The sequence below is a fragment of the Shewanella sp. ZOR0012 genome (assembly GCF_000798835.1).
Lineage (GTDB): Bacteria > Pseudomonadota > Gammaproteobacteria > Enterobacterales > Shewanellaceae > Shewanella > Shewanella xiamenensis.
Genome location: NZ_JTLE01000094.1, coordinates 3,365,370 through 3,382,853, shown reverse-complemented (window position 1 = coordinate 3,382,853; position 17,484 = coordinate 3,365,370). Strand labels below are relative to the sequence as shown.

The 17,484-nt window shown below is 46.3% G+C and carries 14 protein-coding genes; 5 read left to right on the top strand and 9 right to left on the bottom strand.

Annotated features, from left to right (window positions below; all coding sequences use genetic code 11):
* Positions 1-9 precede the first annotated feature (9 nt).
* The 3 genes from edd to zwf are packed head-to-tail and all read right to left on the bottom strand — an operon-like array spanning position 10 to position 4,029.
* Positions 10-1,836, bottom strand: coding sequence for a phosphogluconate dehydratase (edd, locus tag L976_RS16435; protein WP_037418724.1), 1,827 nt, complete (start codon positions 1,834-1,836; stop codon positions 10-12).
* A 12-nt stretch (positions 1,837-1,848) separates the two neighbouring features.
* A complete protein-coding gene (pgl, locus tag L976_RS16430; RefSeq protein WP_037418721.1) occupies positions 1,849-2,547 on the bottom strand; it encodes a 6-phosphogluconolactonase in 699 nt (232 codons plus the stop codon).
* A 9-nt stretch (positions 2,548-2,556) separates the two neighbouring features.
* Positions 2,557-4,029, bottom strand: a complete 1,473-nt coding sequence (zwf, locus tag L976_RS16425) for a glucose-6-phosphate dehydrogenase (protein WP_037418717.1) — start codon at positions 4,027-4,029, stop codon at positions 2,557-2,559.
* Between the two features lie 312 nt (positions 4,030-4,341).
* Between zwf and L976_RS16420 the strand changes: the two genes are divergently transcribed.
* Together L976_RS16420 and pyk are read left to right on the top strand one after the other, a co-directional pair.
* Positions 4,342-5,196, top strand: a complete 855-nt coding sequence (locus L976_RS16420) for a MurR/RpiR family transcriptional regulator (RefSeq protein ID WP_011072455.1) — start codon at positions 4,342-4,344, stop codon at positions 5,194-5,196.
* A 185-nt stretch (positions 5,197-5,381) separates the two neighbouring features.
* Complete coding sequence (gene pyk / locus L976_RS16415; protein ID WP_047538466.1) at positions 5,382-6,821, top strand: pyruvate kinase; 1,440 nt, start codon at positions 5,382-5,384, stop codon at positions 6,819-6,821.
* A 140-nt stretch (positions 6,822-6,961) separates the two neighbouring features.
* Here the strand turns inward: pyk and L976_RS16410 are convergent, their stop codons facing one another.
* Positions 6,962-9,241 carry an acyl-CoA dehydrogenase gene (locus L976_RS16410; protein WP_047538463.1) on the bottom strand — a complete coding sequence of 760 codons (2,280 nt, stop codon included), beginning with the start codon at positions 9,239-9,241 and terminating at the stop codon, positions 6,962-6,964.
* A gap of 16 nt (positions 9,242-9,257) precedes the next feature.
* Complete coding sequence (locus L976_RS16405) at positions 9,258-9,896, bottom strand: TetR/AcrR family transcriptional regulator (RefSeq protein ID WP_037429545.1); 639 nt, start codon at positions 9,894-9,896, stop codon at positions 9,258-9,260.
* Positions 9,897-10,114: 218 nt separating this feature from the next.
* Here L976_RS16405 and L976_RS16400 point away from each other — a divergent pair, with 218 nt between their 5' ends.
* Positions 10,115-11,965, top strand: a complete 1,851-nt coding sequence (locus tag L976_RS16400) for a M2 family metallopeptidase (RefSeq protein ID WP_047538460.1) — start codon at positions 10,115-10,117, stop codon at positions 11,963-11,965.
* Positions 11,966-12,105: 140 nt separating this feature from the next.
* Here the strand turns inward: L976_RS16400 and smrA are convergent, their stop codons facing one another.
* On the bottom strand, positions 12,106-12,696 hold the full coding sequence (smrA, locus tag L976_RS16395) for a DNA endonuclease SmrA (protein WP_037418703.1): 591 nt from the start codon (positions 12,694-12,696) through the stop codon (positions 12,106-12,108).
* A 132-nt stretch (positions 12,697-12,828) separates the two neighbouring features.
* Here smrA and L976_RS16390 point away from each other — a divergent pair, with 132 nt between their 5' ends.
* Both L976_RS16390 and L976_RS16385 read left to right on the top strand, forming a co-directional pair.
* Entirely contained in the window at positions 12,829-13,404 is a 576-nt protein-coding gene (locus L976_RS16390) for a YybH family protein (protein WP_037418700.1), read from the top strand.
* Positions 13,405-13,433: 29 nt separating this feature from the next.
* On the top strand, positions 13,434-13,928 hold the full coding sequence (locus L976_RS16385; RefSeq protein WP_047538457.1) for a YchJ family protein: 495 nt from the start codon (positions 13,434-13,436) through the stop codon (positions 13,926-13,928).
* A 117-nt stretch (positions 13,929-14,045) separates the two neighbouring features.
* Here the strand turns inward: L976_RS16385 and L976_RS16380 are convergent, their stop codons facing one another.
* The 3 genes from L976_RS16380 to L976_RS16370 all read right to left on the bottom strand — a co-directional run bounded on the left by L976_RS16380 (position 14,046) and on the right by L976_RS16370 (position 17,359).
* Complete coding sequence (locus L976_RS16380) at positions 14,046-16,229, bottom strand: putative bifunctional diguanylate cyclase/phosphodiesterase (protein ID WP_037418694.1); 2,184 nt, start codon at positions 16,227-16,229, stop codon at positions 14,046-14,048.
* Between the two features lie 189 nt (positions 16,230-16,418).
* Entirely contained in the window at positions 16,419-16,706 is a 288-nt protein-coding gene (locus L976_RS16375; protein WP_047538454.1) for a DUF406 family protein, read from the bottom strand.
* Between the two features lie 164 nt (positions 16,707-16,870).
* A complete protein-coding gene (locus tag L976_RS16370; protein WP_047538452.1) occupies positions 16,871-17,359 on the bottom strand; it encodes a VC2046/SO_2500 family protein in 489 nt (162 codons plus the stop codon).
* Between the last annotated feature and the right edge of the window lie 125 nt (positions 17,360-17,484).

Below are 17,484 nucleotides of genomic sequence, written 5' to 3'. Positions count from 1 at the left end.
TCCTTTGTATTAGTAAAGTTCATCGATGGCGCTAGTACTACGCGCACCGGTTTCTGGACTGCTTAAGTTTGAACGCAGTGCCCCAAATAACTCACGACCCATGCCATAACGAGAATGGCGTAAATCAATTTCAGCGGCAGTTCTGGCTGCAAGCACGGTGTCTGAGACTAATAAACTCAGCTCGCCGGTCAGCGCATCAACACGAATTAAATCGCCGTCTTGTACCTTTGCAATTAACCCACCATCAATCGCTTCTGGGGTTAAATGAATCGCCGCAGGCACTTTGCCCGATGCACCCGACATACGACCGTCGGTCATCAGCGCCACTTTAAAGCCTTTATCCTGTAGTGAACCTAGCAGCGGCGTTAGTTTATGCAGCTCTGGCATACCATTGGCTTTCGGCCCTTGGCCTTTCACCACCACCACACAATCTCGGTCTAATGCGCCGGATTTAAATAACGCATCGAGTTTGTTTTGATCGTCAATCACCACAGCGGGCGCTTCCACCACTCGATGCTGCGGTTGAACGGCAGACACTTTTATCACCGCGCGGCCTAAGTTGCCCTTAAGCAGTTTTAAACCACCGTTGTTTTGGAAAGGTGTAGCGACAGAGGTTAATACTTCGGTATCTAAGCTGACGGTTGGACCATCGACCCAGCGCAGCTCGCCATCGAGTAATTTGGGCTCTTGGGTGTAACGACGTAGACCAAAACCTGCAACTGTGTTGACATCCTCGTGCAGTAAGCCCGCATCGAGTAATTCTTTGATAAGGAAGGCCATCCCGCCCGCGGCGTGGAAATGGTTAATATCCGCATGACCGTTTGGATAAACCCGAGCCAGCAATGGCACCGCATCGGATAATTCAGAAAAATCATCCCAGTTCACGATAATGCCCGCTGCACGCGCCGCCGCCACGATATGCATGGTTAAGTTTGTTGAACCACCGGTCGCCAGCAATGCAACAATGCCGTTCACTATCGATTTTTCATTAACAACTTCACCAATAGGCGTGTATTGAGTGCCCAGTTCGGTTAAGCGACAAACCTGCTTCGCCGCCATTTTATTCAGGGCTTCACGCAGTGGGTCGTCTGGATTCACAAAAGATGAACCGGGCAATTGTAGGCCCATGACTTCGAGCATCAATTGGTTTGAGTTAGCCGTACCATAGAAGGTACAAGTACCCGCACTGTGGTAAGACTGCGCTTCCGCTTCGAGCAGTTGTGCTCTATCGACCTTACCTTGGGCAAATTGCTGACGAATACGGGCTTTTTCCTTGTTAGGAATACCCGATTTCATCGGGCCTGCTGGCACAAACAGCATAGGTAAATGGCCAAAACTTAACGCACCAATCAATAAACCGGGCACGATTTTGTCGCAAATACCAAGGAGTAAGGCGCCATCGAACATATTGTGGGATAAGCCAACCGCGGTTGCCATGGCAATCACTTCACGACTCAGTAAGCTCAGCTCCATCCCAGGTTGACCTTGAGTCACGCCGTCACACATGGCGGGAACACCACCGGCCACCTGCGCAACACTACCCACTTCCTGACAGGCCTTTTTCAGCAAATCAGGATACGTTTCATAGGGTTGATGTGCTGACAACATATCGTTGAATGCAGTAATAATCCCGATATTGGCCTTCGTCAATTGACGTAATGCGCTTTTATCATCGGGGTTACAAGCCGCAAAACCATGAGCTAAGTTACCGCAGCTTAACGAGCTACGGTGTACGCCATGGTTACGGGCATCGTTTAATGCAGCAAGGTATGCTTCACGTGATGCTTTGCTACGGGCAATAATTCTGTCGGTAACAGATTGAACGACTGAGTGCATGAGAGTGACTCCTTAAGCGCTCCAGAACACGTCAACGGGCGTTTTACGCTGCGCTAATACGGCTCTGATAGGCATAGCATTAACATCATCATTTTCTAAGGCTTGACGATATACGGATAATTTCTGTTCCCCAACCAAATGCAGATAAATCTGTCTGCTATTGAGGATCGCATTCTTAGATAATGTGATCCGACCATGGGGCGCCGTGGTTGGGTTGGTTGCCACGCACAAAGCTTGAGTAGTTAAGGCATCGTTTAACTCAGCACTGCAAGGGAACCATGAGCAAGTGTGACCATCGTTGCCCATCCCGAGCACCACCACATCGAAGGGACGCGGGAAGTTAGACAGCAACTCGGCGGTCATATCGGCGCCCGCTTCGGCGGTGGAAAACATATTCTTCAATCCGCGGAACTTGGCATTGGCCGCGCGGTTTTGCAATAAATGCTCGCGCACTAAACGTTCGTTAGAGGCGCTATCTTCGACATCGACCCAACGCTCATCGGCAAGCGTAATGTAAACATCACTCCAGTCGATAGATTTCATGCTAAGTAGCTCAAACAGTTTCAGCGGCGTTGAGCCGCCAGAGACCACTAAACTCGCCTTACCACGGGCATCCACCGCCTCTTGTAACTGGCTAGCGATCTTATTCGCTAACTGTTGCTCGAGCGCAGCAGGTGTATCAAAGGATTTAAATACGGTTTCTTTAATCATCAAAGCCCCCTATTCATCCCACGAACGACCGTCTTTGGTGATCAGCGCGACGGAAGCCACGGGGCCCCAAGTGCCCGCAGGATAAGGTTTCGGTTTTTCATTGCTCTGTTCCCATGCTTGGATGATGCCATCAACCCATGTCCAAGCTTGCTCCACTTCGTCTCGGCGAACGAACAAGGCTTGATTACCGAGCATGGCTTCAAGCAATAAACGCTCGTAGGCATCGGCAATGCGCTCGTTTTTGAAAGTATCAGAGAAACTCAAGTCGAGTTTGGTGGTTTGCAAACGTTGTTTTTGCTCTAACCCTGGCACCTTGTTCATCATCTGGATCTCAACCCCTTCGTGTGGTTGCAGACGGATGGTTAACTTGTTAGGTGGCAAGTTACGGTAGCTAGAGCGATACAAGTTATGCGGTGGATTTTTAAAATACACCACAATTTCAGAACTCTTAAACGGCATGCGCTTACCGCTGCGCAGATAAAACGGCACGCCAGCCCAACGCCAGTTATCAATATCGACACGCAGCGCCACAAAGGTTTCAGTATGCGAGTGCACGTTCGCCCCTTCTTCCTCTAAATAACCAGGCACTGGACTGCCCTTGAGGAAGCCCGCACTGTACTGACCACGGACGGTGTTTTCATAGACATTGTCAGCATTAATCGGCCGCAGCGACTTCAGTACTTTCACCTTTTCATCGCGGATACTGTCAGCATCTAAGTTAACAGGGGGATCCATCGCAACCAGCGTCAACACTTGCAGTAAGTGGTTTTGGATCATATCTCGCATTTGACCAGCTTTATCGAAGTAACCCCAACGGCCTTCGATACCCACTTCTTCGGCAACCGTGATCTGGACATGGTCAATGGTCCGGTTATCCCATTTAGAGGCAAATAAGGAGTTAGCAAAACGCAGCGCAATTAAGTTTTGAACTGTCTCTTTACCGAGATAATGGTCGATACGGTAGACTTGGCTTTCTTTAAAGTAGGCAGAAACTTGATCGTTAATCACACGGGAAGATGCGAGATCAGAGCCAATGGGTTTTTCGAGAACGACGCGCGAGTCGCTGTGGATCAGATTTTGTTCATGTAAACAGCGGCAGATATCCCCAAAAATCGACGGTGGGGTGGCAAAGTAACTGACCATGACGCGCTCTTCTGGTTTGAGCAATTCATGGAAGGCGCTGTAACCTGCTGAATCAGTAAAATTAGTGCCGACATAATGACAACGGGACACGAATCGGTTAAGCGTTTCTTCGCAGAGGGGTTCTTTGACGAAGGTGTTTAACGCAAGAATGACTAGCTCTCTAAACTCATCCTGACTAAATTCATCTTTTGCGACACCGATCACCTTAGTATCTTTGTCGAGAAGTTCAGCCTTATCTAACTGGTATAAAGAAGGTAACAACTTGCGTCTTGCCAAGTCGCCTTTAGTACCAAAGAGTACGAAGTCACAAGCTTTGGCGCCTGATGATGTTTTGCCCATTGCGTTACGCTCTCCTTTGTATGTCGTGTCCCTTCATGCTAATGAAGGAATCCACACTTTTGTTGTAATATAACAACAGAATTTGTTAAATGCATCTCTTTTTATCAATATTAACATTCTAGCTAACTAGGCACCTAAGGCATAAATCTGATATGATTTTTGTGCTTAAATTACTGATGATAGTAAATTCTTATTTCAAAAACCGACGTAAAACTTACTTAAGCAATCTTGATTAGTGGGATCGTCAAGCTGATCTGTGGCACTAAACAAAAAAAAATAAAATTACATACTCAATTTAGCGGACATACGCGTATGAATACCCTAGAAAAGGTTCAAAAAAGCCTCACCCATTTTAGTAAGTCAGAACGCAAGGTTGCAGAGGTCATCTTAGCCTCTCCGCAAACAGCTATTCACTCCAGTATCGCCACACTCGCTAAGATGGCTGATGTCAGTGAACCTACTGTGAACCGTTTCTGTCGCCGCTTAGATACTAAAGGCTTTCCTGATTTTAAGTTACATCTGGCACAAAGTCTCGCAAACGGCACGCCTTATGTGAGTCGCCATGTTGAAGAAGATGATTCTCCCGAATCATACACAACAAAAATATTCGAATCTTCAATGGCTTCTTTAGATACTGCCCGTCAAAGTTTAGACGTAGCGGCCATCAATAAAGCCGTTGATATTCTGACTCAGGCCAAGACAATTTCATTCTTTGGCTTAGGGGCATCAGCCTCAGTCGCCCATGACGCACAAAATAAATTTTTCCGTTTTAATGTGCCTGTCATCTGTTTTGACGATGTTCTGATGCAACGCATGAGTTGTATCAACAGCAATGAAGGCGATGTTGTGGTTTTAATTTCCCACACAGGCCGCACTAAGTCATTGATTGAAATAGCACGTTTAGCAAGAGAAAACGGCGCTGCCGTTATTGGTATTACGGCTCGTAACTCGCCGTTATCGATGGAATGTACACTGCCTGTGACGATGGAGGTGCCAGAGGATACAGATATGTATTTACCTATGGCCTCGCGTTTAGCGCAATTGGTGACTATAGATGTATTGGCGACGGGTTTTACCCTACGCCGCGGCCCTCGTTTCCGTGATAATTTAAAACGGGTAAAAGAAGTGTTGAAAGAGTCTCGTATCAATAAAGATCCGATACTGTAATTCACTTCCTATCTTTAAAAAGGCTAGCGCAAACCCTACGTCTAGCCTTTTTTAAAGCAAATTTCAGCGATACCTCACAATTTTAAAACATAACTTCAGATCAATTTGATTGTAACTTTACTACATAATTTGGAATTGCATGCTAATATAGTCACAAGATTTTTTTAACTTTAACGGAGTATCTTATGTTCCGCAGAACCAAAATCGTCACCACCCTGGGCCCCGCCACTGACCGTGACGATAACTTACGCCGCATTATCGCGGCAGGTGCAAACGTTGTTCGTCTTAACTTCTCCCACGGCTCCCCCGAAGATCATCTCAAACGCGCGACTCAAGCTCGCGAAATTGCAAAAGAATTAGGTGTACATGTAGCGATTTTAGGTGACCTACAAGGTCCTAAAATCCGTGTCTCTACCTTTAAAGACAACAAGAAAGTCCAACTGAAATTAGGCCAAGCTTATATTCTTGATGCTGAACTCCCCAAAGGTGAAGGCGATGAGAATCAAGTCGGTATCGACTATAAGCAATTACCTGATGATGTGAATGTTGGCGACATCCTGATGCTCGATGACGGCCGAGTCCAACTACGTGTTGAGCGCGTCGAAGGTCGTAAAGTCCATACGACGGTAACGGTTGCTGGTCCTTTATCAAACAATAAAGGGATCAACAAGCAAGGTGGTGGTTTGTCCGCTGCGGCACTGACCGAAAAAGACAAGGCTGACATTCTCACCGCAGCGATGATCCAAGTGGATTATCTAGCGGTTTCCTTCCCACGTAGCGGTGCCGATTTAGAATACGCACGTTCTTTAGCACAGCAGGCTGGTAGCAATGCACTGATCGTCGCGAAAGTTGAACGTGCAGAAGCCGTTGCTAGCGATGAAGCAATGGATGATGTGATTTTAGCCTCTGACGTTGTCATGGTTGCCCGTGGAGATTTAGGGGTTGAGATTGGTGATGCTGCACTTGTGGCAGTGCAAAAGAAACTCATCGCCCGTTCACGTCAGCTCAATAAAATCGTCATCACTGCGACCCAAATGATGGAGTCAATGATCTCAAGCCCAATGCCAACCCGTGCAGAAGTGATGGACGTGGCAAACGCCGTGCTTGATGGTACAGACGCCGTGATGTTATCAGCCGAAACCGCTGCCGGTGACTTCCCTGAAGAAACGGTTAAAGCAATGGCGAATGTGTGTGTTGGTGCAGAATCTCACCCAAGTGTGAAAGTCTCTAAACACAGATTGGATGCACGTTTCACCTCAGTTGAAGAAACCATCGCCCTATCGACTATGTATGCGGCAAACCACCTAGAAGGTGTTAAAGCGATTATTGCTTTAACAGAATCAGGTGCAACACCTAAACTGATGTCGCGTATCAGTTCATCTTTACCAATCCTTGGCCTATCTCGCCATGACACAACACTGGCGAAGATGGCTCTGTACCGTGGTGTATTACCGATTAACTTCGACTCAACGATCTATCCAGCCGATGAGCTCGCGCAAAAAGCATTGGAGTCATTAACCAAAGCGGGTTACTTACACAGCGGTGACTTAGTGTTAATGACCAAAGGTGATGCGATGGAAACCATCGGTGGCACTAACACTTGTAAAGTGCTAATCGTCGCTTAATCTTTGCTGATTGGCTTTCGTTAGACGAAAAAGTTAGGCGAAAAGTCATTAAACTTAAAAACAAAAACCACCTCAGTTGAGGTGGTTTTTTTATCTTTTGTAACAGCGTCAAACTATTGTAGTCGTGCTAGCAAATCAGATTATAAGGCTTCAAAATCATTCACATTGATAGCGGCTAAACGTAACTTATCCGCATGCAATAGTGTTTGATGTTCTTCGCTATTAATCGTGCCCTGCTCTAACGCTTTAGCAAATAGAACCAAGTTTGGTACTTTTGCAGGTAACTCACCGCTGCGCTGTGCTTTTTTGAGCTTTTTGTAAATCTCTTTACAGGCATACTGTGCTACAAACGCTTGTTCTACTTCAGCAATACCACCCACATCGCCTTCAAACTCAGGACAAAGGAAGGTAATACGCTCACGGGCAGGACTTGGTTTTAACATGCCAGAGACAAGCTCAGTCGCCATTTTATCGCTCGGCGCATTAAAATGATTGCCGATGGGGAAAATGAGTGCTCGCAATAACCAAGCAACAGGGCGGTTTGGGAAGTTGCGGATCACATCCTCTAGTGCTTTCGCCGCTAAGTGCAAGCGATTAGCCATTACATAACGTACCGCAGGTAAATCATCCTGTTGGCGACCATTGTCTTCAAATAGTTTTAGCGTTGCAGAGCCTAAGTACAACTGACTCAATACATCGCCCATCCGTGCAGACAACATTTCCTTGCGTTTTAAATCGCCGCCCATAATCAACATTGAAATGTCCGTCATAAAGGCCAGCGCCGAAGATAAACGGGACATATCTTTGTAGTACTGTTTGGTTTCGCCACTTACTGGGGCGCTACCAAAACGGCTCGCAGTTAAGGCACTAAATAATGCACTGAACGCGTTACGCGTCGCATACCCCATATGGCCCATTAGCAACGAGTCAAAACGCGCAAGCGCCTCGTGCTGATTTTCCATAGCTGCCGCTTCCATTTCGGCCAGAACGTAAGGATGACAACGGGTTGCGCCTTGACCAAAGATCATTAACGAGCGGGTAAGAATATTCGCGCCTTCTACGGTGATCGAAATCGGATTCGACATATACGGATGGCCGAGGTAGTTTTTAGGTCCTAATTGGATCCCCTTACCCGACTGAATATCCATCGCATCGTTCATAACAGCTCGGCCAAGTTCGGTCATGTGGAACTTCGCAATAGCCGTCACCACTGAGGGTTTGACTTTAAGGTCAATGCCTGTGGTGGTTAAACGACGTGCAGCTTCTAACTGGTAGGTATTGGCAATAATGCGAGCAAGGGCTTCTTGCACCCCTTCAAACTGACCAATCGCCATGCCAAATTGGTGGCGCACATAACTGTACGCTGTGGTGGTTTTGGTTGCCATATGGCCTGAAGCAGTTGCCAGCGCTGGCAGAGAAATACCGCGACCCGCTGATAAGCATTCAACCAGCATGCGCCAGCCTCTGCCCGCAAATTCTGGACCGCCAATGATCCAATCGAGCGGAATAAAGACTTCATCGCCCTGGGTTGTACCATTCATAAACGCCATATTAAGTGGATTATGACGACGACCAATCACCACACCGGGATGATCCGTTGGGATCAACGCGCAGGTAATACCAAGATGCTTTTTATCACCTAATAGACCGTCAGGATCGCGCATCTGGAAGGCTAAACCTAATACCGTTGCCACGGGAGCTAAGGTGATATAACGCTTATTCCAGGTTAATTTAAGGCCTAATACCTCTTCGCCGTTAAACTCACCACGGCACACAATGCCCACATCTGGGATTGCGCCCGCGTCACTGCCTGCTTCTGGGCCTGTTAACGCAAAGCAAGGTATTTCATCGCCTTTAGCTAATGCAGGTAACCAACGTTCCTTTTGCTCTTCAGTGCCATAGTGAGTTAATAATTCACCAGGGCCTAATGAGTTAGGTACCATCACAGTTACCGCAGCACTCACGCTACGACTAGCTAACTTGCTCACAATCGTCGAATTGGCATAAGCCGAAAACGCTTTACCACCAAATTTTTTCGGAATGATCAGCGCAAAGAAGCCTTCTTTTTTGAAATAATCCCACAGCTCTGGCGGCAAATCTTTACGATTATGGACAATGTCAAAATCATCGATCATTGTCAGGGCCGTCATGACCTGATTATCAATAAAGTCCTTCTCTTCTGCCGTCAGCGTTGGCTTGCCGTAGCTGTGCAGCGTGTTCCAGTTCGGATTACCGCGGAATAATTCCCCTTCCCACCATACATCGCCCGCTTCCATCGCTTCGCGCTCAGTATCGGATAATGGCGGTAACACTTTTTTGAAAAAATGGAAAACTGGCTGGGTGATAAATTGCATTCTGAGGCTTTTTACTGCAAACAGCGCAATAACAGCTATCAGGGCAATAATTATAATCGTCAACATAATCAAGACCTTTTTATTAAGAAGCTACGGGAACTGATACGCCCGCGGCCATGTAGGGGATCACTTTACGGATCACGGCTTCAATATCGTTGTGCTCGCCAAATTCGGCCGCAGCAATATCGTTTAAGGCGTCAGCTGAAGCCATAGTGAAAACGATTGTGCCGAGGGTAAAGTGTAAGCGCCAAAACATTTCTGCCTGAGGAATATGCGGAGCACTAGCCGATACCGCCTTCACAAAGGTATCTAGATGTTGTCCATAGTGGGTGGTGATAAACCAGCGGAGATGCCCTTGGCTTTCGATATAACCTCGTCCAAGTAGCTGTAGGAAAATTGTGGTACCTTCCGTGCGCAAGTCATTTAAATCCAATAACGGATCGACTAACGCCGATAAAATATCCTCTAGCGAAGCCTGAGAGGATGCAGTATGTAAACGTTTTATAGCCGTCGATGCAGCGGGCATAAAAACGTCTAAATAGCGGGCTAACACTGCACGGATTAACTCTTTTTTAGAGCCAAAGTGATAATTCACCGACGCTAAATTGACCTCTGCCTTGCTAGTGATAAGTCGTAATGACGTCTCAGAAAAACCTCTTTCAGCAAAGAGTTTCTCTGCAGCATCAAGTATTCTTGTTTTTGTATCAGATCGACTTGCCATTCCGTGACCTTGAATTAATTTAAAACACTCGTTTAAATTAAACATTGGTATGGTCATTGTCAAACGAAAAATGACCAAATAAGCTTCGTCACAACAACGAGGCTTAACAAGCCAATCACAGTGATTGCAAAAAAGAGCCAAAAGCCATCAAGTTTTATTCAAAATACAATCCACTTAGGTAGAATGTGCAACACAAAAACAACAGCGGATTGTAATACATGACTATTCGATTAAATCATCCCACGACACTCGCGCTCACCATTGCGCTAACCTTAGGCTTAAGCGCCTGTAATGATGCACAAAGCAAGGCCGATGCTACTACAGCTAACAAAAATGCGCCCGATAAAGCCCAGGCCATTGCCTTTATACAAGATGCGGAAGCGCAAATGGCGCAGTTATCCATCGAAGCGAATCGTGCCGAATGGATTTACAGCAACTTTATTACCGAAGATACCGCAGCATTATCGGCCGCCGTGGGTGAAAAAGTCAGCGCCGCTTCCGTTAAGTTTGCCACTGAAGCCGCAAAGTATGCCAATGTGGAACTCGATCCCGCCAATGCGCGCAAACTGAATATTCTTCGCAGTGCACTTGTGTTACCGGCGCCGCTGGATCCCGCCAAAAATGCTGAGCTGGCGCAAATTAGCTCCGAACTCAATGGGCTCTACGGTAAAGGCAAATATTGCTTCGCCGATGGCAAATGTATGACGCAACCTGAACTGTCTACCCTGATGGCGGAATCGCGGGATCCCGCTAAATTACTTGAAGCGTGGAAAGGCTGGCGTGAAATTGCAAAACCAATGCGTCCGCTATTTCAACGTGAAGTTGAACTCGCTAACGAAGGCGCAAAAGACTTAGGCTACGCGAATCTGTCCGAGTTGTGGCGCAGCCAATACGATATGAAACCCGATGAATTTTCACAGGAATTAAACCGTTTATGGGGACAAGTTAAACCCCTCTACGAATCCCTGCATTGTTATGTTCGCGGCGAGCTGAATAACGAATACGGTGATGCCATTGCGCCGAAAACAGGCCCGATTCCGGCACATTTGCTAGGGAATATGTGGGCGCAGCAATGGGGGAATGTGTACGATCTCGTCGCCCCGAATGATGCCGATCCAGGCTATGATGTGACCGAGCTACTTGAGCAGAAAGGCTACGATGAGCAGAAGATGGTGAAACAAGCCGAAAGCTTTTTCACCTCTTTGGGCTTTGCGCCGCTGCCCGAAAGTTTCTGGAGCCGCTCTTTATTCTTACAACCCAAAGACCGTGATGTCGTTTGTCACGCCTCGGCATGGGATCTGGATAACCTCGATGATATCCGCATCAAGATGTGTATCCAGAAAACCGCTGAAGACTTCACCGTCATTCACCACGAACTTGGACACAACTTCTATCAACGTGCCTATAAACAGCAGCCTTTCCTGTTTAAAAACAGTGCCAATGATGGTTTCCATGAGGCCATTGGTGACACGATTGCACTATCTATCACCCCGAGCTATCTAAAACAGATTGGCTTGCTCGAAGACGTGCCCGATGCTTCGAAGGATATTGGCTTACTGCTTAAACAAGCTCTGGATAAAATCGCCTTTCTCCCCTTTGGTTTGATGATTGACCAGTGGCGCTGGAAAGTCTTTAGCGGTGAAATCACTCCAGCGCAGTATAACCAAGCCTGGTGGGAATTAAGAGAGAAATACCAAGGTGTTAAGGCCCCGACTGATCGCAGCGAAGCCGATTTTGACCCAGGTGCAAAATACCATGTGCCCGGTAATGTGCCTTATACCCGCTATTTCCTCGCGCATATTCTGCAATTCCAGTTCCACAAGGCGCTGTGTGAAACGGCTGGAGACAAGGGCCCAGTGCATCGATGCAGTATTTACGGCAATCAAGCGGCTGGAGAAAAACTCAATAAAATGTTAGCGCTTGGTGCAAGCCAACCTTGGCCCGTTGCCTTAAAAGAAGTCACAGGAACGGAAATGATGGATGCGAGCGCAGTACTCGATTATTTTGCGCCGCTTAAAATCTGGCTTGATGAGCAGAACAAAGCTGCGAATCGTCAATGTGGCTGGTAATTAAGCCTCAGGTGCGAGTCATATCCACGCCTTAAACTAAACCGATAAAAATGCCCAACAATGTTGGGCATTTTTTTAAGCTCCAGTATTAAGGTCTAACGCTCGCGCCAATCAGAGAAATCAATGCGTTCGCAAATCCATTAACGCCAACCCATTCCCTTACGATTTGCCTCTTTATTCTCAATCTTAAGCTGCTCGGATTTAGTCAACATCACATATAAGGCGCCCGTGCCGCCCTGCTCGGTTTTCGCAGAATGGTAGGCAAGTACCATATCAAGCTGAGATAACCAGTGACATACCGCTGATTTAAGCAATCCAGCCACGGGTTTACTGTTATGGCCTTTACCATGAATGAGCATCACACAACGTTCACCATGGGCCTGCGCCGCTAACAAATAATTGAGTAACGCATCTCTGGCCTGACTCAAACGGTAGGCATGCACATCTAACTCCATTTTAATACTGTACTGCCCCAGCCTTAAGCGCTTAAAAACAGCCCCCTGAACCCCTTCACGCTTAAAACTGGCTATATCATCGGGTGCCATAATCGGGATCAAGCTTAAATCCAGCGGCATACAAGCCAAATAAGCCTCACGTTGCAGCGCATCACGGCGCTGAATTTGCTCATCCGTTAATGCCTTAGGTTGTAAATTCACCACCTTGACATCACCTTTAAGTGGCACAACTCCCGCCATTTCTTCAAAAAATAGTGCCGATTCATTATCCAGCATGGCAAGCTCCTCCACTCTTCACACTCAGTGTGCACTTTTACAACAGAAACACACTTTGTAAACATTCACCCCTTTAGTTCAGCGGGCGCCTCCATTATAGTGGCGCCATGAATGCTTGATTAGAATAATGTAATGAGATTTTTGCTGCTAGCCCTGATATGCCTATTGTCGCTGCCGAGTTTTGCGACCCCCTCAAAAGCCAAGACCAGCATGACAACAGATCAATTGATAAATGCGAATTATCCTTTGTTTACTCAAGCATTTAATGAACTTAATCACGACGTCACTGCCGAGATTTATGCTAAAGACGCAAGTTATCTGTCAGAAAGTCAAAGTAAAGAAATTTATTATGGCCGTGATAATATTGTCGCCATTTATCAACGCTTTTTTGATAAAATCCGAACCAAAAAGGCCCGTATCGATATCGACTTTCGGGTGCTAAACCGCAAATTATCAGGCAACAGCGCGTTCGACACAGGCTATTATTTAGTGCGTTTTTATCCCGCCGAAGAGACTGGCGAACCCGTGAGTGAATTTGCTGGCAAGTTCGTCATTGGCACACAAAAAGACACCCAGCACCGCTGGAATGTCACCCTTGATATGAACAATCGAGCCGAGCCTAGTTTTTATTTGAATGCGAAGCCTGTGCCAAATCTTTACTATGGCCGTCAGTTTCCGCCGTTACCTGACAGTAAAAAACCAAAATAATAATCTTTATTATTGAGCAAGTTACACTCATGACACCAGAAGCCTATTGTCCCTGTGGCAGCCAAAAAACTTATCAGCACTGTTGTGAAACGTTGCACCTTAATGTTGATTCAGGGACTCAAGTGGCCACCAGTCCCGAACAACTAATGCGTTCACGCTACTGCGCATTTGTGTTGAAAAATTTTGATTACATTATTAAAACTCACCATGTAGACTTTCTCGATGGCTTAACCTTCGAACAACTACAGCAAGGCCCACATCCACATTGGTTAGGGCTTGAGGTCTTAGCTGCGAATGAAAAAATCTATCCCGATGGTACTCAACGCGGCAATGTGACCTTCAAAGCTTGGTATAAACTCGCGGGTGAGATTGATGCAATCTATGAACGATCTGAGTTTATATTTGAACAGGGCCGTTGGTACTATACCCAAGGACAACAAATGCAAGCCAAACGCCCTGGGCGCAACGATCCCTGTGTTTGCCAGAGTGGTAAGAAATTTAAACAGTGCTGCTTAACACGATAGTTGTTGATGACAGTATCGACTCATAAAACTATCGATTCATAAAACAATCGACTCATAAAATAAAGGCAATCAATTGATTGCCTTAATTTTTTCATCACACCAATACGAACATCTGGTTTAGTGGGCGATAAAACTCGATTGTTTCGCGGCCAGCAAAAACTGCGCAAACTCGGGTTCTCGCAGGGCTGGACTGTATAAATATCCCTGTGCCTGATGACACAAACTCTTGGCTAAAAACGCCTCCTGCTCGACGGTTTCTACCCCTTCTGCGGTCAAGGAAATATTGAGCGCACTCGCCATCGCAATAATGGCCGAGACGATTTCTTGGCTTTCGCGGCTAATCGTCAAATCTGAAATAAACGAGCGATCGATTTTTAACTTACTGATAGGAAACTGTTTAAGGTAGCGCATCGAGCTGTAACCCGTCCCAAAATCATCGATAGCTAAGCCTACCCCCAGTTCAGCCAACTCCTGACACAATAAGGTCGCATGGCGAATATCGCCCATGAGTTCCGTCTCTGTAATTTCCAAAATTAAGGTTTTGGGCTTTAAACGATAACGGGTCAAGAGTTGCCATACTTGTTCATACAAATTACCACTAAAAAACTGCCGCGCAGACACATTAACATGCATGCTAAGATCGGCATTGTGATGCTGCCAAATATTCAATTGCCGACAGGCCGCCTCTAATACCCAACTGCCTATCGCATTGATCATCCCCGATTGCTCGGCAATATCAATAAACGCGCCGGGATATAGCACGCCTCTTTTGGGATGATGCCAACGAATAAGCGCTTCGGCACCGATATAAGTTTGCTGTTCGAGATCCCTTAAGGGCTGGTAATAAAGCTCAAATTGTCGACCGCGAATAGCACTATGCAAATCGCGTTCAATTTGCGCATCTTCCTTAAACGCACTCAGCAATGTACTGTTAAAGACTTGAATTGCTGTGCCCTTTTTCTTCTTCGCATATTGCACTGCAATATCGGCGCAGGTCAGTGGTGCAAATAAATTTGCCACCGAGGCAATATCAACCACGGCCAGTGCGGGTTTAGGTTCCACTTGTTCACGGCCAATTAATATCGGCATGGCTAAATGCTGGTATAAGCGGGTGCTGATATAGTCCAGATCATAAACTGCGTTATCGTCGGTCAGTAATACCGCAAACTCATCACTACCGACACGAGCGATTTCAGTCGCTTTGTTGATGTCTGAAAAATGCTTTAAGCGCCGGCCAATCTCAATCAACAGGCTGTCGCCATTTTCATGGCCATAAGTATCATTAAAACGCTTAAAGGCGACTAAATCGACTAGCAACAGTAGCCCATGTGTTGTTCGCTCGAGCACTCGATTAAAGTGACTGCGATTGTTCAGTCCAGTCAAGCTACAACGCCACGCCAGACGTTCCAACTCCGCTTTGTAGTTATGCTCATCCGTACTTTCTTCACCCGACACTAAAGCGTAATGATTGCCTCTATCGGTGATAAATTGGCTCACAACATATTTCAGCCAATAACGACTACCATCAGCACGATTAAATTGCACCTCACCTTTTGCCAGTTCACCTCTGAAAATTTTTGCTAAGGTCTGCTCAGCTAACGCATTGTGCTGTTTGAAAAAAGTTAAATCACGTAAATTAGTGCCAACGCTCCTGCTGCGCGAAATACCACTAATATCCTGATGGGCTTGGTTAACGTACTCCACTTTTTCAGTGTGCAAGTTAATCAACATAGTCATTTGACGAGATTGTTCTATGGCGCAGCGAAAAAGGCTGAGACGTTCTTCCTTATCGTAAGCATGTTTAGTAGCAAGAGTGAGGGCTAATTGATCGGCCATTTGGCAAGCCAGATGAATTTCACTATCGTGCCAATGGTGTGTGAGCTGCGCACGCTCAATGCAGAGCACGCCCTCAAGATGGCCATTGATACGGATGCCAACTTCGAGACTAGATAAAATTTGGCGTGGAATAAAATAACTATCGACTAATTCTGTCAACCGCGGGTCAATAAGCGTATTACCAGCATCTATATGTCTGTGATTTTTTAGTTCATTTAAATAACGCGGCACCGTTTGCAGCAGTTTAGGACGGTAGATGTCCTGCAGCGCCATCGCCCCAAACTGGGCGACGAGAGATTGGGTGTTTTGCTCGGCAGAAAAAATCCACACCGACACCAAGGAGACCGCTAAATTCTGACACAGTAGCTCTGTCGCTAACTCTGCCGTCTTAGTGAAATCACCCTGCTGCTTTGCCGTAGAATGGACTAAAGACTCTAATAAGTGTTGATGCTGACGTCGCTTCACTCTGATCCCTACAAAACTTCGTGTTGGGTAAAACGATACTGCTGCGACTAACACACTAAAGATAGGAGTGTTAATGGAGCCGATTTATCATTGTTTTTGTTGACGCAGATTACACTATCTACATTTAAAACAGCAACATCGGCCACACTTTATTACAAATTAACCTCGACTTGTATCACAGGGGTTGCGCTATAGACCATTCTCTAACTGGAAAATCATTTTTTCGACACTGACATCAAATACCAGTTTGAGCGTCACACCCGTTTCACCTCGAGTAACGCTCGCTTGCGTGTGTCGAAAACGTGTCTGGGCACGCTCAACCATCTTTGCCGCCTCATTTTCCGCCTCGCCACCCATAAACTGTAACTCAAGCACAGTATCTTGTTCATCAATCACAGCACCGATGTCAACAAAGCTGCCGCAATCGGTACATGTGTCGTTTACTGTGGGGGTTTGTCCTGCAATGATACCTTTCATAGGGCTATCCTCTCTAATGGCCTCATGTTAAAAACTCAACATAAGCGACTCAACATTAATATCACTAACGACTAATTATAGGGAATGATGATGAGAGAGACTCTGGTATTGCTCACGCTTATTACCCGAAATAATACCTTTGATAATAAATAGCCTCAGTAGCATTAAGCACTGGTTAAGCGTGGGATCAAATTACGTTGGATCGCTAGTTGATCGGCAAAGTGCATGATTTCAACTTGAGGAGATGGCAATTGTCCCCGCTGACGCAAGCGAGTTGTAAACTCACAGTTACTTAAGGCTTCGGCGATGGCGATGGGTTCACCACCTCGGATCACTAATGCTTCCGGTCGCAAGGCCTGTTGCAATTGAAATGCTCTTGCCCCTTGCTGCATAAACACGGCGCTATTGTCGATAATATGATTGTCTGAGGATAAATCCGCCACTAACGTTTGTTTTGGTGGTAATTCAAACTGACGTTGTAGTTTTTCGGCAGTATCGAGTTCTTTTTGCCATTGAAACTGCGCCATGTCCCTCGCGTCAGCAGACAATAGCGACAGCAACAGGGCAAACTCACCTCGCCTGTTGTGTTCGATTGCCGCATTTAAGCGGGAGCCAATTTGGGCTTCATTGATTAAAGGAACATCGATTTGCATAAAAAAACATCGCTAAAACAACTCGTTGTCAGTTAATCGACCAGTTGAACAAGAACTTTAGGAAAATTTTCATATTTAGACTTTACATGCCTAAGGTTTCTGACTACTATGGCGGCCGCAATTGA